Source organism: Sphingomonas faeni, from assembly GCF_040407565.1.
Taxonomy (GTDB): Bacteria; Pseudomonadota; Alphaproteobacteria; order Sphingomonadales; family Sphingomonadaceae; genus Sphingomonas; species Sphingomonas faeni_F.
In genome coordinates this window covers 766,134-786,955 of record NZ_JAPZPR010000001.1, presented here as the reverse complement: position 1 = coordinate 786,955, position 20,822 = coordinate 766,134, and the positions used below count along the sequence as shown (strand labels likewise).

Here is a 20,822-nt window from a genome sequence, read left to right as displayed (position 1 = left end):
TGCACAGAGAACCCCTTGGATCAGTTGCAAGCTTGGTGGAGCGGGTCATGGCATATGAATCCGCTGACGCGCCAACGCGAGCAAGAGCAGCCCGAGAAACGTCGATATCAGGATCCACGCCGCAAGATACATCGGATCGATGAACTCGGGCGTAGCCGTCTTGAACCATCCGTAGCGCAGCATCTCGAAGACATGCGCCAGCGGAATGTACAGAAAGATGTTCCGGATCGATTCCGGAAGCGATTTCATCGTGAAGAACGCCCCCGAAAGCGGCATCATGATATAGGACAACGGATGGATCAGGCGCCCGACCGCATGGCGATCATGCGTGATGGCGCAGACCACCATCGCGAGACCGATCGACAACCACACCATCAGAATCATGCCGAGGATGAGGATCAACGGCCGTTCCGGCAGATTCGCCATGCCGGTCGCCACGCAAAGACTGATCAGCACGGTGAACGCGATCCACGTTCCCGCGGCATCGAGGATGGCCCGCGACACGAGAACATCGACGATCGACACGGTGCGATGATGAAGCAGCGGCAGATTCGCATCCAGCGCTCCTTCGGCACGATTGAAGATACTGCGAAACGTCATGAAGTTGCAGTAGCCGATCAACGACAGCGGCACCGGCTTGAGATCGTTGCCGAAGTGGTTCGACGCGCGCGAATGCAGGATCGCTATCATGGTTGCCAACAGCATCGGTTCCAGGAACAGCCAGACATACCCGATATTCTCGCGACCGTAGCGAGTATGCATCTCGCGGAGGATCAGAGCGCCGATGACGCGGATTTGCACGCGCGCGCCGTGCCGCATCGTTCCGGGGGGCAGGCTGTCAGGGCTCAAGGTTGTCGGCACGAGAATACTCCGAAACTACGCCAGATGGGCATCATCGATCGATCACGGCCAGTGCAGAGCTTATAACAGCGAACCGCCAAAGGTCGAGCAGGCAGAAACGTCATTTCTCCGGCCTGCAGGATAGTATCGACTCATACACCGCATGGAGTTGTCGACGATGTTGATCCAGCGAGAAACGATTTGCCTGCACCATACCTCTTGCGCGCATGAGGTCGCGCAGTCCTGAATCGGAATCGACGCGGCGGATCGCTGCGGCAAGTTCCGAAACATTGTAAGGATCTACCAGTATCGCTGCATCTCCGGCGACTTCTGGAAGCGAACCCTGCGAGGACGTGACGACGGGTGTTCCCAGTGACATCGCCTCAAGTACCGGCAGCCCAAAGCCTTCATAAAGCGAGGGAAACAGAACGGCGCGGGCGCCCGATGCAAGCTTCATTAGCAAGCGCCGTGGCAGATAATCGAGCTGGATGATCCTCGACCCGCCAATCCCCTTCGGACGCATGCCGCCACCGCCTGCGCCGCCACCGATCAGGCGCAGTTCGTTTTCGGATTGCCAGGCGCGTGCACCGACGATCACGAGCGGCGTATCGGTCGAGATCGACAGATACGCTTCGATCAGTCGCCCGATATTTTTCTTTGGCTCGATCGCGCCGAAATACAGGAAATACTTGTCGGGCTCGACATCGAAGATGCCCTTCAGGTCGGCGACGTCGTCGTCATGCCCGCTTGCAGTCGCGGGCATCGGCGCATGCTGATAGGTGTTCGTGATACGTTCGGGGGGAATGCCGAAGAGATCGATCACGTCGTTCCGGCTCGAATCGGAAACCGTGACAATGTGATCGGCCTCCGCGACACATCGCTCGATCAAACGAAAATAGGAACGCTTGCGATCGAGCGTCGCATAGGGAAGCTTGAGAGGCACGAGATCGTGCAGCGTGTAGACGTTGCGAGCACCGATCAGCTTGATCGGGACCGGATAGGTCCAGTGCATGATCGTCGGCGGATCGGGCATCCGAAGATTGAGGAACCGTCGGGTCCGTTGAAAATGGCGATCCGCGCGCTCGAAGAGCCATGGCGCGCTGCGAATGCGGTCGAAGGCCGGCAGACGGTCGGCAAACCCGCGCTGTTCGACGTGATGCGCATTGTCCATTTCCTGGACTCGGAGACCTCGAAGGACGGCCCACCGGTCGACCACGGCGCGGTACCAGGCGGGGCCCTTGCGCGGGATGGCACCGCGACCAAAGGCTTCGAAGAACAGGATTTCGCGCAGACGCGGGTCCGCGCCAAGTGGAATACCGAACAGCGCCTCGACACTCATCCCTAGCGAACGCGCCGCCTCCGCCACGCCGATACCGTAGGTCGCAACCCCCGTACCATGCAGCATCGCCAAATTGAATCCGTCTATCGCGACCGACGGTGTCTTCATCCTGCGCCCTGCCCCCGTTCCGTTTCTGCACCCCGCATGCGGAACCGCATTATCTCGCTAGCCCGGCATAGAATCCTGTCAACCGCGCGCCGAACGCCGCTGGCGTAAAACGCGCGGCGTGACGCAGCCCGGCCTCGGCGAGCGACCGTCGTAGCGCCGGATCTTCCCCGAGACGTCGGAACCCCATCGCCACCGCCTCCACATTCGTCGGATCGACGCGCATCGCCGCATCTCCGGCAGTCTCGGCAAGCGCGCCGCGGTCTGCTGTCAAGACCGGCGTTCCGAGCGCCATGGCTTCCACGACCGGCAGCCCGAAGCCCTCCTCCAGCGAAACGAGGACCAACGCGCAAGCCCCGGCCATCAGATCGATCAACGCCGGACGCGATTGGTACGGCAAGACGATCACGCCGCGCTCCCGAAGCGCGTGGCGCATCGCCGCCTCCTTGGGATCGGCAGGCCCCGCAACCACGAGCGGCAGAATACTGCCGCTGCGCCGCCACGCCTCGACCATGCAATCGATGTTCTTGCGAGCCTCGAGCAGCCCGCAATACAGGAAATAGGATCCCGCCGTCAGGCCCGCCGGCAGCCGACCGTCACCCGGCAACATGCGCGAGACACTGCTGCCGCAATCGACCACGAAGGCGTCCGGGAAATCGAAAGCGTCGACGATCGCACGCCGTGCCCAGGGCGAGACCGCAACCAAGCGGTCAGCGGTGGCCGCGACGCACGCGATTCGCGCCCGCAGCGCCTCGGGATCGATCGGGGTGAGATGGGGAGTCGCCAACGGGATCACGTCGTGCACGGTGTAAAGGTTTGTCCAACCCGCGATCCTTGCCGGAATGGGATAGGTCCAGTGCATGATCGCCGGCTTGCCCGGCGCGTGCAGCTCGAGCATCCGGCCGGTGGCCAGGAACCGTACCTGTGCGAGTCGAAAAATATCGGACGCATGAAGCGCACGTCGCTCCCCGTCGATCCGGAGCCGGACGGGCATCGGCAAGACCGCCCTGCACCGGCGCCGTATGGCCTCGACTCGGGTACTCGGCACGCCGAATCTGCCGACGGTCGCGTCGTCGAGCAGCCAGGACGGGTGCCCGACCGTCGCCAACGCCTCGCGCAGCGCGTGCCCGTAGCTCGCCACGCCCGTCTGCGCCGAGTCACGCAGTCGCCCATCGACGCACACGGTAAGTTTCGTCACAGCGGGATTATCGGCTACCACGTCGTCGATGCCGCAACTGCCTGCTGCAAGGGCCCGGAACCGCTGATGATCATATTGGACAATGTCTCGAAGGTTTACCAAGGGCACAGCCTCGACAACGAGGTGTTGCGCGGCGTCAACCTGACGATCAATCGGGGCGACAGTATCGGTGTATGCGGCGCCAACGGGGTCGGCAAGTCGACGCTCATGAAGCTGATCGCAGGCGTCGAACGGCCGACGCGGGGCAAGGTTCGGCGGACGATGTCGGTATCCTGGCCGATCGGGTATTCATCGGCGTTCCAGGCAAGCCTGACCGGCGCCGACAATGCGCGGTTCATCGCACGAATATACGGACGTAACGAACGCGAACTGCTCGATTATGTCCAGGATTTCGCCCAGCTCGGCACGTACATAAACGAACCGATCAAGACCTATTCAACCGGCATGCAAGCGCGACTGGCCTTTGCAGTGTCGCTGGCGATCCAGTTCGAATGTTATCTCGTCGACGAGATCACCGGGGCCGGCGACGAAAGGTTCCGCGCGCGCTCGGAGGAGGCGCTGCACGAACGCAGAACGAACGGAACGCTCGTCATGGTATCGCATGATACCGCGACTTTATACCGCTACTGCCAGCGCGGCGCGGTCGTTTACGCCGGCGGTGTGACGCTGTATGATACGATTCAGGAAGCCGCCGATGTTCATCATCGACTACAGAGTTTTCCGCCGGAACCTCGTTGATCCAGTTGTACAGCGTTGTCCGACCGACTAGCGGTCGCACCGAATATGGTTCTATCGACCTTTCGAGAACATGAGGCGGATTATGGGTGCAATTTCGTTTGCCGGGCGGGGGCCCATGTCACGTTTCCTTACAACAGGCGTGGTCGGAGCATTGACGCTGGGGGGGTGCTCGACCTTGCCCTCCAGCGGCCCGACAGCATCTCAACTGCGGCATTTCGCAGAAAAGGATAATACGATCGGGTTCCGGCTGGTCGATATCGATCCGGTCGCGACCCAGACGCTGGCAAACCACAATCCAGCGCTGATGCCGCTGACGACGCTGGTCCACAGCGGGCGGGTCGACACGGTCGGGCCGGGCGACATACTGACGATCAGCGTCTACGAGGTCGGCGTGACGCTGTTTGCCGGCGCGTCTTCGACCAGTGCCCAAGGCGGTGCGTTCAACCCGTCTGCGCGCGGGACGCCGTTGAGCGACGTGATCGTCGATGGGTCCGGCTTTATCCAGCTCCCTTACGTCGGCAAACTAAACGTCATCGGGAAGACCCCGGCCGAACTGGAGCGCATGATCGAGCGGGGCATGGCCGGCATGTCGCAGCGGCCGCAGGTTCTGGTCACGGTGAAGGAGAACGCCCACAACGTCGCCTATGTCTCGGGCGACGTCCGACAGCCGGGCCGATTGGCGCTGAAGCTGCCTCAGGAGCGGCTGCTGGACGCTTTGGCACGGGCCGGCGGAACGACCAATCAAGCGGACGACATGGTGGTTCGCCTGACCCGCGACGGGGTCTCTGCGGAAACGCGACTGAGCCTCGTGGATGCCGCCGGAGCACAGAATGTCGCGCTGCTCCCCGGCGATCGTGTCGAGTTGTTCAATCGTCCGCGCACGTTCCTGGTGTTCGGATCGACCGACAAGGTAAGCCAGGTCGCATTCGGTGCGAACGAACTGTCGCTCGCGGAAGCGCTGGCACGTGTCGGTGGCCCGAGCGAACGCATCGCCGATCCTGCTGCTGTCTACCTGTTCCGATACGGCGAGCCGACGCCGACTCTGCCCGCCGGCGAGCCGGTGATCTACCGGCTCAATATGATGCGGCCGGACAGCTATTTCCTGTCGCAGCGTATCGCGTTGCGTGACAAGGACGTGATCTACATCGCTAGCGCTTCGGCTAATGCACCTGCCAAGCTGGCGCAGATTGTCGGCCAGCTGTTCTCGCCGATCCTGGCGGTTCGCGCGGTGGCTCGCTAGATCGTCCCATGCCTGATCTGACCCATCTCGCTCATCGGCCAATTGCCGAACCGCAATGATGTTGACGCGCGCCCGGCAAAATCGTTTTAGATGAGCGAGATGCAGATCCGATTATTACAGACGGCCAGCGGACAGCTCTATCGCGAGATGCTGGAAGCCACCGAACGCCTCCACGGCGCTTTTTGCGAGCGGCACGGCATTGAGTTCGTCCTGCACATCGGGGTGAAGCGTGGCGCCGCAGACTGGCAGGCCACGTTCAATCGCATCGATCTCCTGGCAGAGATGGTCACCGAGGGATATCGTGGATGGGTCCTGTACGTCGACGCCGACGCGCTGATCCGCCAGCCCGACTTCCCGATACGCGACTATCTGTCGCGACATGCCGACAAGGCCTTGATCGCAGTCCCTGGCACGGCGACGGCCAAATGGGACATCAACGCCGGTGTCATGTTCGTGAATCTCGGGCATCCGCATGCACCCGAGATTATCCAACGCTGGCAAGAGTCCTTCTACAGGATCGTGACCGACCAGATGCTGGCGGAGACGATCCAGCCTTGGGGCGCATTGCCCGACGGGAAACCCTTCCCGGATGATCAGCATCTTCTGCAGATGGTACTGCTTCATCATCCTCATCTGCTGGACACGCTGTATCTCGAGAGCGTGCATTTCATGAATTACGGCGGCGGGACGTTCATCCGCCAGGTTATCCGCGACGGTAATTCCGATCGCGTCGCGACATTGCGGACCATGGTTGCTGCGGCTGATGCTGACGAAACGCCAACGGTGTCGCTACCCGCGATCGCCGATCGGTTCGGGACGGCAAAAGGCACCCTCAAGGGTCGCGGCGAACGGTACGCCTCGACGTATGAACCGTTGTTCTCGCCGCATCGGATGCAGCGCTTTGCTATGCTGGAGATCGGCTTGTCCGACGGCGGCCCCGAATGTGCCCCCGACGTTCGTCATGATCCCATGGCCGTCCCCTCGATCGCCGTGTGGCTGGAATATTTCCCTAACGCGATCGTCCACGGCGTCGACGTCCGCGACCATGGCCGATTTGCGGATCCGCGTTTCGTCTTCGAAATGGTCGACATCGCAGACAGGGCTGCAGTCGCGGCACTTCGCGATACCCTGCCCCCCCTGCAATTCGTCATCGACGATGGATCCCACTCAGAAGCCGACCAGAGGATCGCTTTCTTCGCCATATTCGAGCGGATCGTATCCGGGGGCTATTATGTCATCGAAAACACTCATCGCCGCCCCTGGCCCGACGACGCGAGCCCCGACACGGACAGCCTGACGGTCGCCATGTTCAGAGAGTTTGCAGAGCGCGGAACCTTGCGGTGCGCGGAGGAAACACCCGACGCGGTCCATGCGGCGGCACGCGCGATCGCGAACATCGATCTTGTCCAGGCGATCGGCACCGAACCAGGCCGTCGCTCGATCAAAGCCGTCATTATTCGCAAGCATTGAACACGGTCGGAGCAACGCGCGTAACCAGATCAAGGACGAACGCAGTCCGGCATCACTTACGAAAACGCTATGAGGCGAGACCGCCCCCCGGTTGAGGCGTCACGGTGCGCAGGAGGGGTGATGCAACATGTTACAGTCACTGGACCTTTTGTCCCTTTGCACTATATACCGAGCGGTATGAATAGGCTTTGCACGCTCACCGCCCCCAAGGGCCGCCCCCGCGAGTTCGATCTCGACGAAGCGCTCGCGGGTGCGTTGCGCGTATTCTGGCGCAACGGCTATGAAGGCGCGTCGATGGCGGAACTGACCGCCGAGATGGGGATCACCAAGCCCAGCCTGTACGCGGCGTTCGGCAACAAGGAGGCGCTGTTCCACAAGGCACTCGACCTCTACGAGCGCGAGAAGCTCGCCTATATGACGTCCGCGCTCGACGCGCCGACCGCGCGTGCCGTAGCGGAAAACCTGCTCCGCGGTGCGTTGCAGATGCAGATGAGCACCTGCGACCCCAAGGGATGCCTGAGCGTCATCAGCAGCGTCGCCTGCAGTGCGGAAGCCGAGCCGATCAAGGCCGAAGTCGCCAAGCGCCGCGCGTCGTCCGAAGCTGCGCTGATGAAGCGGTTCGACGAAGCCAAGGCCGCGGGCGAGTTCCCCGACGGCCTCGAGTCGCACGCGCTGATGCGCTACCTCTTCGCGATCATGCAGGGGCTGTCGATCCAGGCTGGCTCGGGCGCGAGCTGCACCGAACTCCAGCAGCTCGTCGAGACCAGCATGCTTATGTGGCCAACCAAATAAACACGGTTTCTACCGCGCCGCGGGAAAAAATACCGGCCGGTACAAAAGTCTTGTTGACTAGATGAACGTCAGGTTTATATACCGACTGGTATCGAAGCTCTCTCCTACTTCGGATGGGGCAACCGGGGACACCAACCCATGACCACGGTTAAAACCTAGGCTTCGGCCGAACTTTCGAAAATTCCAAGCGGGCAAGCGCGGCACGGTGATGTGCCGGCAACGACCGCGCACGCCTCGCGACCAGCTGACGTCGGTGGACCGTCCACCGACGAAGGCCAGCGCTTGCCCAAGATCAAAAAGGGGGACAATCCCATGGCTTATCTCGACCTCGACAACATGTTCGCTTCGCCCGTCACCAGCCGCACCCAGGCCGTGGCGGCCCCTGCCCCGACCGGCTTTTCCGCGCTGGAATGGAGCGTCATCGCGCTCGCCAAGCGCGACACGCTGCGCAGCCTGTCCGGCCCGAGCCGCATGTCACGCGCAATGGGCAGCCTGTTCGGCCTCAGCACCGCGTCGCGGCTCGCCGACCCCCGGCTCGAGGCGTTGCGGCGGATGGCCGTGTACGCCTGGCGGCGTGGTTTCGCGCTGCCGATGGCCGAGATCCAGGGCTTCCTCGCCGCCGGCTTTGCCGAGGCACAGATCGAAACGCTCGTCGAGAGCGTGACCGGCATGCGCGTCGGCATCCAGCAGAAGCGGAGCATCGCAGCGTGAACCAACTTACCACGATCACGGCCGCGAACGATGCCGATGTCGCGTCGTCGCCGCCCGCGGACCGTCACCGACGGCCGGCCTGGCAGCGCGGCGCGATGGTGCTCGTGCCGATCGCGCTGCTCGGTGCGGTCGGCGTGAAGCTGTTCGATCATCCCGACGCGGCGATGGCGGCACCCCCGCCCGCTTCCGTCACGGTCGCCTCGCCGCTGGTCCGGCAGGTTAGCGAATGGGACGATTATGTCGGCCGCTTCGCACCGAGCCGGACGGTCGAGATCCGTCCGCGCGTCGCGGGTGAAGTCACCGGCATCCACTTCCGCGACGGCGAGATCGTCAGCAAGGGCCAGCTGCTCTTTACGATCGATTCCCGCCCGTTCGCGGCTGCCTTGGCTGAGGCGCATGCCAATGTCGCAAGTGCCAAGAGCGCGTTGTCGCTGGCCCGCACCGATCTAGGCCGCGCGCAGCGGCTGGTTGCGGACGAAGCGGTCTCGGCGGGTGAGGTCGATGCCCTTCGCGGCAAGCTCGAAGCAGCGCAAGCCGCGCTCGCCGCAGCGCAGGCTCGCGAACGCGCTCGTGCGCTCGACGTCGGCTTCACCCAGGTCCGCGCACCGATCGGCGGTCGCATTTCCGATCGCCGCGTCGATGCGGGCAACCAGGTCGCGGGCGGCGAAGGCACCGGCGGCACCGTGCTGACGACGATCAACGCGCTCGACCCGATCTACTTCACGTTCGACGGCTCCGAGGCGCTGTACCTCAAGACGCAGCGCGCACGTCAGCCCGGCACGACGCCAGCAGCGGTCGAGATCCAGTTGCAGGACGAGACCGAGCATCGCTGGAAGGGCAAGCTGGACTTTACCGACAACGGCCTCGACCAGCGCTCGGGCACGATCCGTGGCCGCGCAGTGCTCGCCAACCCTGGGTATTTCCTGACGCCGGGGATGTTCGGTAACATGCGCCTCGCCAGTGCAGGCACGCGGCAGGCTCTGCTGGTGCCGGACGATGCGGTGCAAACCGATCAGGCGCGGAAGGTTCTGTTGACGATCGATGCGAAGAACGTCGTGAGCCAGAAGCCGGTCGAGCTCGGCCCGGTGGTCGATGGCCTCCGCATCGTGCGCTCGGGGATCGGGCCGAACGACCGGATCATCATCCAGGGGACGCAGATGGCGATGCCCGGCGCGACCGTCGCGCCGAAGGTCGGCCGGATCATGGTCGCCTCGGGGACGACGGCGCCACCCTCTGTCCAGCCGATCTCTGGTGAGGCCACGCTCGCGAAATAGGCTTCCACCCCGGCGAAGGCCGGGGCCCAATTGGGATAGCGTTTCGACTTAATCACTGCGGTTCGCCCAATTGGGCCCCGGCCTCCGCCGGGGTGGTGTTGGTGTGTGCCCGCGCCCCTCTACCGAGGAAATTCCCATGCGCTTCTCGCGCTTCTTCATCACCCGGCCGATCTTCGCGGGCGTGATCGCGGTGATCATCACGATCGTCGGTGCGATCGCCTACATGACGCTGCCGGTGTCGCAATATCCCGATATCGTCCCCCCCACCGTCACCGTCAGCGCGACCTATCCCGGTGCCTCGGCCGAGACGGTCGCCGAAACCGTCGCCGCGCCGATCGAACAAGAGATCAACGGCGTCGACAACATGCTGTACCAGTCGTCGCAATCGACCGGTGACGGCAAGGTCACGATCACCGTCACCTTCAAGATCGGCACCAACCTCGATGCCGCGCAGGTGCTCGTCCAGAACCGCGTCGCGGTCGCCGTCCCGCGCCTGCCCGAAGACGTCCAGCGTCTCGGCGTCGTCACGCGCAAGACGTCGCCCGACTTCCTAATGGTGGTGAACCTCGTCTCGCCCGACAACTCGCTCGATCGCGGCTATATCTCCAACTACGCGCTGACGCAGGTCCGCGATCGCCTTAGCCGCATCGACGGTGTCGGCGACGTGCAGCTGTTCGGCGCGCGCGATTATTCGATGCGCGTCTGGATCGATCCCGGTCGCGCCGCCGCGCTCGACCTCACCGCCGGCGAGATCGTCGCCGCGTTGCGTGCGCAGAACGTCCAGGTCGCCGCCGGCACGCTCGGCCAGCCACCTTACGACAAGGGCAACAGCGCGTTCCAGCTCAACGTCGAGACGCAGGGTCGCCTGACCGATCCGAAGCAGTTCGCCGACGTCGTCATCCGCACCGACGCACAAGGCCGCCAGGTCCGCGTCTCGGACGTCGCGCGTGTCGAACTCGGCGCACAGGATTACGGCGCGAATACCTATCTCAGCGGCAAGCCCACGGTCATCGCCGCGGTCTTCCAGCGGCCCGGCTCGAACGCACTCGGCGCGGCACAGGCCGTCACCGCCGAGATGGAAAGCATGTCGAAGCGCTTCCCCAAGGGCCTCGAATACAAGGTCATCTACAACCCGACCGAGTTCATCGCCCAGTCGATCGACGCGGTGAAGCACACGCTCTTCGAGGCGATGGTCCTCGTCGTGCTCGTCATCCTCGTCTTCCTGCAGAAGTGGCGCGCGGCGATCATCCCGATCGTGGCGATCCCGGTCTCGCTGATCGGTACCTTCGCGGTGCTCGCCGCCGCTGGGTACAGCCTCAACAACCTCTCGCTGTTCGGCCTCGTCCTCGCGATCGGCATCGTCGTCGATGATGCGATCGTCGTGGTCGAGAATGTCGAGCGTAACCTCGAGCACGGGCTCTCCCCCTTGGAGGCGGCGCGCACGTCGATGGACGAAGTGTCGGGCGCGTTGGTCGCGATCGTGCTCGTGCTGTGCGCCGTGTTTATTCCGACCGTGTTTCTTACCGGCCTCTCGGGCGCGTTCTACCGTCAGTTCGCGGTGACGATCTCGACCGCGACGATCATCTCGCTGCTGATCTCGCTGACGCTGTCGCCGGCGCTCGCCGCGATGCTGCTCAAGCCGACCGCCCCCGCGGATTCGGGCAACCGCCTGACCCGCACCGTGCGACGTGCCGGCGATGCCTTCAACCGCGGCTTCGAGCGGATGAGCGACAGCTATGCCCGCCTCACCGCGCGCCTCGTCACCGCACCGCGCCGGATGATGATCGCCTATGCTGCACTGATCGCGGTCACGGTCGGCGTGTTCACGATCACGCCGTCGGGCTTCGTGCCCGCGCAGGACCAGGGCTACTTCCTGACCGTCATCCAGCTTCCGCCCGGCTCGTCGGTCGAGCGCACCGATGCCGTCATGCAGAAGGTCGCCAAGCGCATCCTCCCGCTTGCCGGCGTAAAGGGCGCGGTCATGCTCGCGGGCTTCGATGGTCCGTCGCAGACGCTCGCCCCCAACTCGGCCGCCGCCTACATCCCGCTCAAGAGCTTCGAGGAACGAAAGAAGCTCGGCGTTACCCTCGCCAGCATCATGGCGGAATCGCAGAAGGCGACCGGCGACATTACCGAAGCGCGGCTGCTGATCGTCCCGCCGCCGCTCATCCAAGGTATCGGCTCGGCCGGCGGCTATCGCCTGATGGTGCAGGACCAGGGCGGCCACGGTTACGCCGACCTCGGCAAGACGAGCTACGCGCTGATCGGCCAGGCGAACCAGACCAAGGGTCTCGCCCAGATCTACACGTTCTTCGACACCGCCACCCCGCGCATCTTCGCCGATGTGGACCGCGCCAAGGCCAACCTCTTGGGCGTCCCCCCGGAGCGCGTGTTCGAGGCGTTGCAGGTCTATCTCGGCTCGGCGTTCGTCAACGACTTCAACCTGCTGGGGCGCACCTATCGCGTCACCGCGCAGGCCGACGCACCGTTCCGCAACACCACGGCGGACATCGCCAATCTGAAGACCCGCTCCAACTCGGGCCAGATGGTCCCGGTCGGCTCGGTCTCGACCTTCAAGGACAAGACCGGCCCGTACCGCGTGGTCCGCTACAACCTCTTCCCCGCGGTCGAGGTCGATGGCGACACCGCCAAGGGCTATTCCTCGGGCCAGTCGCTCGTCGCGATGGAGAAGCTCGCCGATGCGTCGCTGCCGGCAGGCTACGCGCACGAATGGACCGGCATCGCCTATCAGCAGAAAGCAGCCGGCAGCACCGCCGCGCTCGTCTTCGGCATGGCGGTGGTGTTCGTCTTTCTCGTGCTCGCCGCGCAATATGAGAGCCTGACGTTGCCGCTCGCGATCATCCTGATCGTGCCGATGTGTCTGCTCGCGGCGATGACCGGCGTGAACCTGCGGGGCATGGACAACAACGTCCTCACGCAGATCGGCCTGGTCGTGCTGATTGCCTTGGCGGCGAAGAACGCGATCCTCGTGGTCGAGTTCGCCAAGCAGGCCGAGGAACAGGACGGCCTCACCCCGGTCGAGGCGGCGGTCCGCGCGGCGAAGGACCGGTTGCGGCCGATCCTGATGACGAGCTTCGCGTTCATCCTCGGCGCAGTGCCGCTGGTGATCGCGACCGGTGCCGGCGCGGAACTCCGCCAGGCGCTCGGGACGGCGGTGTTCTTCGGGATGATCGGCGTGACCGGGTTCGGGCTGCTCTTCACCCCCACCTTCTATGTCGTCGCACGGGCGCTGGCGCTGCGGTTCGAACGCCGCCGTCCTGCCCCCGCCGCGACCCTTCAGCCAGCCGAATAGGACCAGCATCATGAAGTCCGCCCTCCTCGCGAGCCTCTCGGCGCTGACGCTCGCCGCCTGCGCCGCCGGCCCCGACTATGTCGCGCCGATTACTCCGTCCAAGGCGGCGGCGTCGTTCGTCACCGCCAACGCCGCCACCGTCACGACCGCGCCCGACAACGACTGGTGGCGGATGTACCGCGACCCGGTCCTCGACGGCCTCGTCGCGGACGCGCTAACAGCCAACACCGACCTCCGCGTCGCCGTCGCCCGCCTCGACAGCGCCCGCGCGTCGTTGCGCGGTGCAAAGACCGACCGCGAGCCGCAGGTAAACGCGGGCGCGAGCGGCAATTACGCGCGCACCTCGCAACTCCAGAACCTGCCCGGCCTCGACCGCGAGCGTGCCACCTACGACGTAGGGCTCGACGTCAGCTACGAAGTCGATCTTGCCGGCCGAGTCCGCCGCAACGTCGAAGCAGCCCGCGGTGACGTCGGCGCGGCGCAGGCCGATGCGGACGCCGTCCGCGTCTCGATCGTCGCCGCCACCACACGCGCCTATGTCGATGCAGCCTCGTCCGCCGAACGCCTCGCGGTCGCCCGGCGGATCGTCGACCTGCTCGACAAGTCGAACACGCTGACCGGCAAGCGCGTCGACGCCGGTCGTGCCGCCCGCCTCGACCAGGTCCGGATCGCAGCCCTGCGTGACCAGCGCGCCGCCAACATTCCGCAGATCGAAGCCGAACGTCAGGCCGCGCTGTTCCGCCTCGCCACGCTCACCGGCCGCACCCCACAGGACCTGCCCGCAACCGCCGGTGCGCGCACCACCACGCCGCGCCTCGACCAGCCGATCCCGATCGGCGACGGCGCCGCGTTGCTCGCCCGCCGCCCCGACGTCCACGCCGCCGAACGCCGGCTGGCCGCGGCCACCGCGCGGATCGGCGTCCAGACCTCGCAGCTTTATCCGCAGATCTCGCTGGGCGGGTCGATCGGCTCGACCGCACTCAGCGTCGGGGACATCTTCACCGGCGGCCCCATCCGCTGGCTGCTCGGACCACTCCTGAACTGGTCCCTCAACCAGTCCGCCGCCCGCGCCCGCATCGCCGGCGCCGAGGCGGACTCGCGTGGCGCACTCGCCAATTTCGACGGGAGCGTTCTCACCGCGTTGGAGGAAACCGAGACCGCGCTGTCGAACTACGCTCGCGAACTCGATCGCCGCACGCAATTGCAGTCCGCACACGACAACGCCGCCACCGCCGCGCGCATCACCCGCGCCCGCCAGCGCGAAGGCCAGATCGACTTCCTCGACGTCCTCGACGCCGAGCGAACGCTGGCCGATACGGACACGGACCTCGCCGCGGCGGACGCCCGCATCGCCGGCGCGCAAGTCGACCTGTTCCGCGCGCTCGGCGGCGGCTGGCAACCGGCCTCCAGACTTCCCGCCTGACGCTGATTGTGAACATCTAACCGATCGCGATCCGCGTTAACCAGCTTCGTCGACGTCGCGTAAACTTACATAGATCAACGTCGATGGCATGCGGAGGCCAGAATGATCGACGAAAGCGTATCGGCGGATCTGCGAGCGCAAAGCGCCAACGTGCGCGCCTGGCGAGCACAGATCGCGTATCACCAAAAGCGGGCTGCGCAGGAAAAAGCGCTGGCGAGACGATCGCGTTCGGATGCCAGTCGGAAGGCACATCTCGTGCTGCACGAGCGGCATTTGCAACTGGCCGCGTCGGCCACCCTGGTTGCCGGCATGCCGGACGCCACAATGCCGCAATGCTCGGCGCTCGAGCGCACCGGGTGGTTGATGCGTCAGAGCTACGGGGTGGTCTAGGAGCCCCCGCGGCAATCCTTACGCAACGTCGACCTTGCCGAGGTTGATCCCGTCGTACAGCGCGAGCAACGCGGTGACTTCGGCGACGACGGTTTCCTGCTCCGCGCGCCATCGTTCGGTCGCATCGTGTTGCGGTACGCCGTCCTGCCCATCGTGCAGCGTGAACCCCTGATCGATCAGCCAGATCGCGTCCGTCGCCCGCGAACGCTGCCGTCGCAGGTGATAGACCCATTGCTCGATAATTCCCGAAGGAACCAGTCTATCCAGATCGCCCATGGCGGCTGGGTAGGCCAACGCCGACGGCATTGCCAGTACCCGGAACGGCGTTTTTCGGCGGCATTCACGCAGTCGCGGCATTCGCCGGCACCATACCGTGTCGAGCATGCGGTGATCGACCTTCTGCCGCATCGGTCGATACTCGAACGTCGGCTGGACGATCAGTCCGTCCTCGCCAGCCGGGCGCCCGCCATCGCCGTCGCGCGCATGCACGAGGAACCGCGCAGTTGTACCGCAGACAACTGGTCGCAATGCTCGACGCGGGACACGACGAATTGCGGTGCGCCAATGACGCAAACGCAGGTACAGCCGTGCGATGACCATATCGCTATCAGCACCTACGCTCTGGATCGGTACCTATGCGGGCGGCGGAGGCGAAGGCGCGTATCCGCTGATCGCGGCCGGAACCGCGTACGTGGCAGGCGTCCCCTATCGCGACGCGCAGAACGCATCGTTCGGCACCTATTCGCCGCGGTTCGATGTGCACTATCTGGTGGACGAACGGGATGAGGGTGCGATCGGCATCCATCGATGGGACGGCGATCGCTGGATCCCCCTGGGCAGGGTCGACACCGGTGGCGGAGCGCCCTGCCATGTCGCGCTCGACATGACGCAATCCTGCGTGGCTGTCGCCCATTATGCGAGTGGCAGCGTCGCCCTCTACCGCCTCGATCCCGCGAGCGGACTGCCGATCGGCCTGCCCGCCGTGTACGCGAACAGCGGGTCGGGCCCGAACCCCGAACGCCAGCGTTCGCCGCACGCGCATTGGGTCGGCTTCGGCCTGGACAACCGGTTCCTGTACGTAGCCGATCTGGGCACGGATGCCGTGCTGGCCTTTGCGTTCGACGCAGAACAGGGCAGGCTCGCCGCGCCCGTGATCGCCTTCAGCGCCGTGCCGGGTTCGGGTCCACGCCATCTGCTGTTCCACGCCAGGCATCCGCGATCGGCGTATCTCGCCTGCGAACTGACCAGCGAGATCGTCGCACTGGATGTCTTCGGGGCTCGCCTGCACGGCCGCAAGACGCTGTCCACGTTGCCCGACGATTGGCACGGCGCCAACATCGTAGCGCATATCGGCGCCAATGCGGCAGGTGATCGTCTGTATGTGTCCAACCGCGGCCACGACAGCATCGCGGTCTTCGCGCTGAACGCCGAAGGCGAACTCACGCTGCTCCAGCACGTGCTGAGCGGTGGCGCATCGCCGCGCTTCTTCCTGCTGCTGGAGAACGAGGCACGGATGGTCGTCGCGCACGAACGCGATCACCGCGTCACGATGCTCGACATCATGCCGGACGGAACGCTGACCCCTACCGATATCGCTGTCACCGTGCCCGGTGCGGCGTTCGCCTTACTGGCAACGCCGCCCGACGCGCGATGACGATGCTTAGCTGACGCTGGCGATCAGCACCGTCAGTTCGTCGCGTACCGGGTTCAACGTGACCGGACCGGCCTTGATCCGGCGCTTGACCGGGTAGGAGGCGCGCACCGCATCGCACAGGTCCCTGACCGGCACGCGGACGCAGGCACCCTCGTCGCACACCAGCCGCGGCGTGCTCGCCCGATGAAGACAGGTTGCGGTCTCGCTGGCCCAGACGGGCGTGCTCGCGGTCAGCAGGCATACGGCAGCGATCCGCAAAGCGGTGGTGTTGATGATCATTGGTCTGGCCCCCCACAGGCATTGCGAAACTCGATGAGCGGCATGTACGATCAAGGTGTTTCGAAAGTGTTTCGAATTGGGAATAGCGCTGGTCTGCAAGCGTGTCATTTCTCCAACTACGTCCGCTGCACTGCGACATTTTAAGTATGACGACTGCACGTACCAAATAGCAAAACCGGGATTTGTAAATGTCGGAGATTGCAAATGCCTGATTTTGGGGTCTAGTGTACCTATACGAATTATACCCGTGCGTTTTCGCGGCTGCGAAGAGTCCTCCCCCTGAGCGGGCGACCTGTCACACCGACGCATCATGGGGGGCATCGCGTAAAAGGGGGTCGGGTCGTGGCGACGAAAGTTTCGGGAGCGATGCGTACGTATAGTCTTTCGCGCACTGCAGCGTCGGCGCTACGGACCCTGGCGATCACGTCGGAGGGCCTCGAGGCTCTGTTCGATCGCTTCGGTGAGCCCGAGTTCGCGGCGGCCTTCGACACGCTGGTACAACGGATCTTCACGCTTCCTGGACGCGTGATCGTGACCGGCATGGGCAAGAGCGGTATCATCGCGCGCAAGATCACCGCGACGCTGACCTCGACCGGGACGCCCGCGATGTTTCTGCATCCAGCCGAAGCCGGGCACGGCGATCTCGGCATGATCACCGACAATGATCTCGTTCTGATGATCACGCGGTCGGGCGAGAGCGCGGAACTGGCGCCGATCATCGCCTATTGCAAACGGTTCGGTACGCCGATGGCCACCATCACGTCGCGCGCCGGCAGTACCGCCGGCCGCGCGGCGGATATCTGCATGAACCTTCCCGCGGTCCGCGAGGCGTGCCCGATCGCGTTGACCCCGACGACTTCGACGACGTTGCAACTCGTTCTCGGCGATGCCATCGCGATGGCGTTGGTCGACCTGCGCGGATTCTCGGCGGACGATTTTTATAAATTCCACCCCAATGGCCGGCTCGGCGCGCAGTTGCTCAAGGTCCACGACCTGATGTCGACGGGTGCCGACGTACCGAAGGTGTCCGCGAATGCGAGCCTGCTCGATGCGACCATCGAGATGACGCGTGCCCGGTTCGGCGGTACCGCGGTGGTGGACCCGGACGACCGCCTGGTCGGTGCATTCACCGACGGCGATCTGCGGCGCACGATCACCGGCGGAGGCGATATGGAGGCGTTGGTCGGCGAATGGATGACGCGCGATCCGCTGCGGATCGGTCCCAACGAGCTTGCGTCCGAAGCGCTCCGTCGCATGCAGTCCAGCAGCGTGACCATGATGTTCGTGGTCGACGGCACGCATCTGCTCGGCGTCATCCACATGCACGACACGCTGCGCGCGGGAATCGCCTGACCATCGCGAGCCCGACCATCTCCGCAGGCAGCGGTCCCGCTCCGAAGATACTCCTCGTCATACCGGCGCGCGGTGGATCCACGCGCCTGCCGATGAAGCCGTTGCGGTCGATCGCGGGCATCAGCCTGCTTCACCGGACGATCGGGCTTGCCCGCCGCGCCGTCGCGTTGCTCGACGACGCATCACTAGTGGTCGCGACCGACGACGCCGCAATCGCCGCACATGCCGGCGCGATCGGTTGCGATGCGATCATGACCGATGCGGCGATCAGTTCCGGATCGGGGCGTGCGCTGGCCGCCGCGCTGACGATCGCCCAGCGGCCGGACATCGTCGTCAATCTTCAGGGCGACGCCCCGTTCCAGTCGCCGCTGGCGGTATCGGCCGTCATCGCCGCGCTGGCACGGGGCGATGCGGACGTCGCGACGCCCGTCGTCAGGCTCGACTGGCCGGCACTCGATGCGTTGCGCCGACACAAGCAGGACACGCCGTTTAGCGGCACCACCTGCGTCCGCGCTGCCGATGGTCGCGGCTTGTGGTTTTCGAAACAGATCCTGCCCGCGATGCGGGACGAGGCCGGTCTGCGCGCAGAGCCCGTCTCGCCGGTGTGGCGCCATATCGGCCTCTACGCCTATCGCCTGACGGCACTCGAGGCGTTCGAGGCGGCGCCCCAAACCGAGCTGGAACGGCTGGAGGGCCTGGAGCAGCTCCGCCTTCTGGAACTCGGCCTGACGATCGAAACGGTCGAAGTCGCCCCAGCCAGGTTCGACATATCGGGCATCGATACGGAAGCGGACATCGTCCGTGCCGAGGCGCTGATCGCCGAGCACGGCGATCCACTGGACGATCGCTGATGGCGCGCATTTTCGTCGTGCGCCACGGCAACACGTTCGGCCCCGAGGACGTCGTGCGTCGGATCGGCGGCCGAACCGACCTGCCGCTGGTGTCGTCAGGCCGCGAACAGGCGCGCGCGCTCGGCCGGCATTTCACCGCCCGCGGGATCGTCTTCGACAGTTGCCTGTGCGGGCCCTTGTCGCGAACGCGGCAGACCGCCGACCTGATCTTCGACACCGCCGGGTATGTCTGCCCGATCACCCTGACCGAAGCGCTGCGCGAGATCGACCACGGACCGGACGAAGGACGTCCCGAAGCCGAGGTCATAGCCCGCATCGGCCAGCCCGCGCTCGATGCCTGGGATCGGGATGCGATCGTCCCCGATGGCTGGTTGGTCGACGCCGATGCTCGCCGAGCCGCCTGGGCAGACATACTGGCGCAGGTTCAAGGCACTCGATTGGTGGTGACCAGCAACGGCACCGCGCGCTTCACCGTGCCGGGCGCCACGAAACTCAGAACCGGCGGCTATGGCGAAATCATCATTACAGCGGACCGCGCGGCAAGGGTGATCGCGTGGGACGTGCGCCCCTGACCGGAACCAAAGTCCTCTCCCGCCAGGGGGAGGTGTCACCGGAGGTGACGGAGGAGGCGGACACGAAACGGCGGTTGTTCGTACCCCCGCCGCGAGACTACGCCTGCCCCCTGCCGGGGAAGGATCGGTTGCCTACCCCTTCACTACCGCATCGATCGCGACGAGCTTCGCCAGCATCGGCGCGATCCAGTCGAGAGGGAGCATGATCGCGCCGTCCGACGGGGCCCTGTCGGGGTCGTCATGCGCCTCGGCGAACACCGCGGCGACACCCGCCGCCACCGCCGCACGCGCCAGGACGGGAGCGAAAACGCGGTCGCCGCCAGACGAATCGCCTCCTGCCCCCGGCGCCTGCACCGAATGCGTCGCATCGAACATCACCGGATAGCCGGTACGCGCCATGATCGGCAGCGCGCGCATATCGGACACCAGCGTGTTGTACCCGAAGCTCGCGCCGCGATCGCACAGGATGATATGATCGTTGCCCGTCGAGGCGATCTTCGCGGCGACGGCGGCCATATCCCACGGCGCGAGGAACTGCCCCTTCTTGACGTTCACCGCGCGCCCCGTTCGCCCGGCGGCGAGCAGCAGGTCGGTCTGGCGGCTGAGGAACGCCGGAATCTGCAGGATATCGACCGCCTGCGCGACCGCCGACACCTGATCGACGGCATGCACGTCGGTCAGCACCGGGCATCCCAGCGCGTCGCGGACCGCCTCGAGTATCCGCAACCCCTCGTCGATCCCGATCCCGCGCACGCCCTTGACGGACGTCCGGTTGGCCTTGTCGTACGATGCCTTGAACACGAACGGAACGCCCGCCGCCTGCGCCGCGGCGGCGAGATAGTCCGCCAGCCGCAGCGTGTGCTCGCGGCTCTCGATCTGGCAGGGACCGCCGACGAACACGAACGGCAGATCCGTACCGAACGTCACCGAACCGACCGTAACGTGCCGGGCCGCGACCTCCGTCATGATTTCGCCTTTACGAAGCGTCTGAGCAACTGCCCCCGCCATAGCCATCGTCCCGGATGATAATTGAAGAAGAACCAGCCATAGACGAAGCACGCGACGAAGGTGGGAATCGCCATCGGATCGCCCTCCCCCCTCATCCGCCGGTACAGCGCGGTATCGGCAGACCAGCGATCGCGTTCTCCGCCACCGCCATTGATGCCGTAGGCATTGTCGTGCAGTTGGCAGCCACGATTGCGATTATACTTCCGGTGGTCCAGAAAGTAGCAATAGTCGCGTACGGGATGCGTCTCGTCGGTCGGCATCGGGGAAGTAGG

At 64.9% G+C, this 20,822-nt stretch carries 20 protein-coding genes; 13 read left to right on the top strand and 7 right to left on the bottom strand.

Annotated elements, in window-relative coordinates:
• Positions 1 to 45: 45 nt before the first annotated feature.
• The 3 genes from O6Y00_RS03425 to O6Y00_RS03415 form a co-directional block, all read right to left on the bottom strand.
• The gene (locus tag O6Y00_RS03425; RefSeq protein WP_353441201.1) at positions 46 to 861 is read right to left on the bottom strand and encodes an ABC transporter permease; all 816 of its coding nucleotides are present in this window, start codon (positions 859 to 861) and stop codon (positions 46 to 48) included.
• 100 nt (positions 862 to 961) lie between these two features.
• Positions 962 to 2,206, bottom strand: coding sequence for a glycosyltransferase family 4 protein (locus tag O6Y00_RS03420; RefSeq protein WP_353441200.1), 1,245 nt, complete (start codon positions 2,204 to 2,206; stop codon positions 962 to 964).
• A gap of 130 nt (positions 2,207 to 2,336) precedes the next feature.
• A complete protein-coding gene (locus O6Y00_RS03415; protein ID WP_353441199.1) occupies positions 2,337 to 3,482 on the bottom strand; it encodes a glycosyltransferase family 4 protein in 1,146 nt (381 codons plus the stop codon).
• 66 nt (positions 3,483 to 3,548) lie between these two features.
• On the opposite strand from O6Y00_RS03415, the gene O6Y00_RS03410 reads away from it, so the two are divergent.
• The 9 genes from O6Y00_RS03410 to O6Y00_RS03370 all read left to right on the top strand — a co-directional run bounded on the left by O6Y00_RS03410 (position 3,549) and on the right by O6Y00_RS03370 (position 14,833).
• Positions 3,549 to 4,220: an ABC transporter ATP-binding protein gene (locus tag O6Y00_RS03410; RefSeq protein WP_353441198.1), complete on the top strand. Its 672-nt coding sequence runs from the start codon at positions 3,549 to 3,551 to the stop codon at positions 4,218 to 4,220.
• Between the two features lie 115 nt (positions 4,221 to 4,335).
• Positions 4,336 to 5,460, top strand: coding sequence for a polysaccharide biosynthesis/export family protein (locus O6Y00_RS03405; RefSeq protein WP_353441197.1), 1,125 nt, complete (start codon positions 4,336 to 4,338; stop codon positions 5,458 to 5,460).
• A gap of 90 nt (positions 5,461 to 5,550) precedes the next feature.
• Positions 5,551 to 6,930, top strand: a complete 1,380-nt coding sequence (locus O6Y00_RS03400) for a hypothetical protein (protein WP_353441196.1) — start codon at positions 5,551 to 5,553, stop codon at positions 6,928 to 6,930.
• Positions 6,931 to 7,107: 177 nt separating this feature from the next.
• On the top strand, positions 7,108 to 7,722 hold the full coding sequence (locus O6Y00_RS03395; protein ID WP_353441195.1) for a TetR/AcrR family transcriptional regulator: 615 nt from the start codon (positions 7,108 to 7,110) through the stop codon (positions 7,720 to 7,722).
• A gap of 312 nt (positions 7,723 to 8,034) precedes the next feature.
• Positions 8,035 to 8,433, top strand: a complete 399-nt coding sequence (locus O6Y00_RS03390) for a hypothetical protein (protein ID WP_093400325.1) — start codon at positions 8,035 to 8,037, stop codon at positions 8,431 to 8,433.
• Positions 8,430 to 9,707, top strand: coding sequence for an efflux RND transporter periplasmic adaptor subunit (locus O6Y00_RS03385; RefSeq protein WP_435368574.1), 1,278 nt, complete (start codon positions 8,430 to 8,432; stop codon positions 9,705 to 9,707). The genes O6Y00_RS03390 and O6Y00_RS03385 overlap by 4 nt, the downstream gene beginning before the upstream one ends.
• A 136-nt stretch (positions 9,708 to 9,843) precedes the next feature.
• Positions 9,844 to 13,020: an efflux RND transporter permease subunit gene (locus tag O6Y00_RS03380; RefSeq protein ID WP_133019361.1), complete on the top strand. Its 3,177-nt coding sequence runs from the start codon at positions 9,844 to 9,846 to the stop codon at positions 13,018 to 13,020.
• A 10-nt stretch (positions 13,021 to 13,030) separates the two neighbouring features.
• Positions 13,031 to 14,443 (top strand): efflux transporter outer membrane subunit, encoded by a 1,413-nt coding sequence (locus O6Y00_RS03375; protein ID WP_353441194.1) that lies wholly within the window; start codon positions 13,031 to 13,033, stop codon positions 14,441 to 14,443.
• A gap of 102 nt (positions 14,444 to 14,545) precedes the next feature.
• Positions 14,546 to 14,833, top strand: a complete 288-nt coding sequence (locus O6Y00_RS03370; protein WP_353441193.1) for a hypothetical protein — start codon at positions 14,546 to 14,548, stop codon at positions 14,831 to 14,833.
• Positions 14,834 to 14,851: 18 nt separating this feature from the next.
• Here the strand turns inward: O6Y00_RS03370 and O6Y00_RS03365 are convergent, their stop codons facing one another.
• A complete protein-coding gene (locus O6Y00_RS03365) occupies positions 14,852 to 15,361 on the bottom strand; it encodes a hypothetical protein (RefSeq protein ID WP_353441192.1) in 510 nt (169 codons plus the stop codon).
• A 64-nt stretch (positions 15,362 to 15,425) separates the two neighbouring features.
• Between O6Y00_RS03365 and O6Y00_RS03360 the strand changes: the two genes are divergently transcribed.
• Positions 15,426 to 16,487 (top strand): lactonase family protein, encoded by a 1,062-nt coding sequence (locus tag O6Y00_RS03360; RefSeq protein WP_353441191.1) that lies wholly within the window; start codon positions 15,426 to 15,428, stop codon positions 16,485 to 16,487.
• 6 nt (positions 16,488 to 16,493) lie between these two features.
• Here O6Y00_RS03360 and O6Y00_RS03355 read toward each other — a convergent pair whose 3' ends face one another.
• Positions 16,494 to 16,766, bottom strand: coding sequence for a hypothetical protein (locus O6Y00_RS03355; RefSeq protein WP_353441190.1), 273 nt, complete (start codon positions 16,764 to 16,766; stop codon positions 16,494 to 16,496).
• Positions 16,767 to 17,132: 366 nt separating this feature from the next.
• On the opposite strand from O6Y00_RS03355, the gene O6Y00_RS03350 reads away from it, so the two are divergent.
• Genes O6Y00_RS03350 through O6Y00_RS03340 form a run of 3 tightly spaced genes read left to right on the top strand, consistent with a single transcriptional unit; the run spans position 17,133 to position 19,542 of the window.
• Positions 17,133 to 18,119, top strand: coding sequence for a KpsF/GutQ family sugar-phosphate isomerase (locus tag O6Y00_RS03350; RefSeq protein WP_353441189.1), 987 nt, complete (start codon positions 17,133 to 17,135; stop codon positions 18,117 to 18,119).
• Between the two features lie 17 nt (positions 18,120 to 18,136).
• Entirely contained in the window at positions 18,137 to 18,970 is an 834-nt protein-coding gene (kdsB, locus tag O6Y00_RS03345) for a 3-deoxy-manno-octulosonate cytidylyltransferase (RefSeq protein WP_435368586.1), read from the top strand.
• Complete coding sequence (locus O6Y00_RS03340; protein ID WP_353441188.1) at positions 18,970 to 19,542, top strand: histidine phosphatase family protein; 573 nt, start codon at positions 18,970 to 18,972, stop codon at positions 19,540 to 19,542. Before kdsB ends, O6Y00_RS03340 begins: the two co-directional genes overlap by 1 nt.
• A 132-nt stretch (positions 19,543 to 19,674) precedes the next feature.
• On the opposite strand, the gene kdsA is transcribed toward O6Y00_RS03340, so the two are convergent.
• Complete coding sequence (gene kdsA / locus O6Y00_RS03335; RefSeq protein ID WP_353441187.1) at positions 19,675 to 20,508, bottom strand: 3-deoxy-8-phosphooctulonate synthase; 834 nt, start codon at positions 20,506 to 20,508, stop codon at positions 19,675 to 19,677.
• Complete coding sequence (locus O6Y00_RS03330; protein WP_353441186.1) at positions 20,505 to 20,810, bottom strand: hypothetical protein; 306 nt, start codon at positions 20,808 to 20,810, stop codon at positions 20,505 to 20,507. Before O6Y00_RS03330 ends, kdsA begins: the two co-directional genes overlap by 4 nt.
• Positions 20,811 to 20,822: the final 12 nt, after the last annotated feature.

What these genes read in the sequence shown, in the direction of transcription:
- O6Y00_RS03360 (WP_353441191.1), top strand. Translation starts at nt 15,426, where the DNA reads ATGACCATATCGCTATCAGCACCTACGCTCTGGATCGGTACCTATGCG.
- O6Y00_RS03375 (WP_353441194.1), top strand. Translation starts at nt 13,031, where the DNA reads ATGAAGTCCGCCCTCCTCGCGAGCCTCTCGGCGCTGACGCTCGCCGCC.
- kdsA (WP_353441187.1), bottom strand. Translation starts at nt 20,508, where the DNA reads ATGACGGAGGTCGCGGCCCGGCACGTTACGGTCGGTTCGGTGACGTTC.
- O6Y00_RS03405 (WP_353441197.1), top strand. Translation starts at nt 4,336, where the DNA reads ATGTCACGTTTCCTTACAACAGGCGTGGTCGGAGCATTGACGCTGGGG.
- O6Y00_RS03350 (WP_353441189.1), top strand. Translation starts at nt 17,133, where the DNA reads ATGCGTACGTATAGTCTTTCGCGCACTGCAGCGTCGGCGCTACGGACC.
- O6Y00_RS03340 (WP_353441188.1), top strand. Translation starts at nt 18,970, where the DNA reads ATGGCGCGCATTTTCGTCGTGCGCCACGGCAACACGTTCGGCCCCGAG.
- O6Y00_RS03400 (WP_353441196.1), top strand. Translation starts at nt 5,551, where the DNA reads ATGAGCGAGATGCAGATCCGATTATTACAGACGGCCAGCGGACAGCTC.
- O6Y00_RS03395 (WP_353441195.1), top strand. Translation starts at nt 7,108, where the DNA reads ATGAATAGGCTTTGCACGCTCACCGCCCCCAAGGGCCGCCCCCGCGAG.
- O6Y00_RS03390 (WP_093400325.1), top strand. Translation starts at nt 8,035, where the DNA reads ATGGCTTATCTCGACCTCGACAACATGTTCGCTTCGCCCGTCACCAGC.
- O6Y00_RS03380 (WP_133019361.1), top strand. Translation starts at nt 9,844, where the DNA reads ATGCGCTTCTCGCGCTTCTTCATCACCCGGCCGATCTTCGCGGGCGTG.
- O6Y00_RS03330 (WP_353441186.1), bottom strand. Translation starts at nt 20,810, where the DNA reads ATGCCGACCGACGAGACGCATCCCGTACGCGACTATTGCTACTTTCTG.
- O6Y00_RS03370 (WP_353441193.1), top strand. Translation starts at nt 14,546, where the DNA reads ATGATCGACGAAAGCGTATCGGCGGATCTGCGAGCGCAAAGCGCCAAC.
- O6Y00_RS03355 (WP_353441190.1), bottom strand. Translation starts at nt 16,766, where the DNA reads ATGATCATCAACACCACCGCTTTGCGGATCGCTGCCGTATGCCTGCTG.
- O6Y00_RS03410 (WP_353441198.1), top strand. Translation starts at nt 3,549, where the DNA reads ATGATCATATTGGACAATGTCTCGAAGGTTTACCAAGGGCACAGCCTC.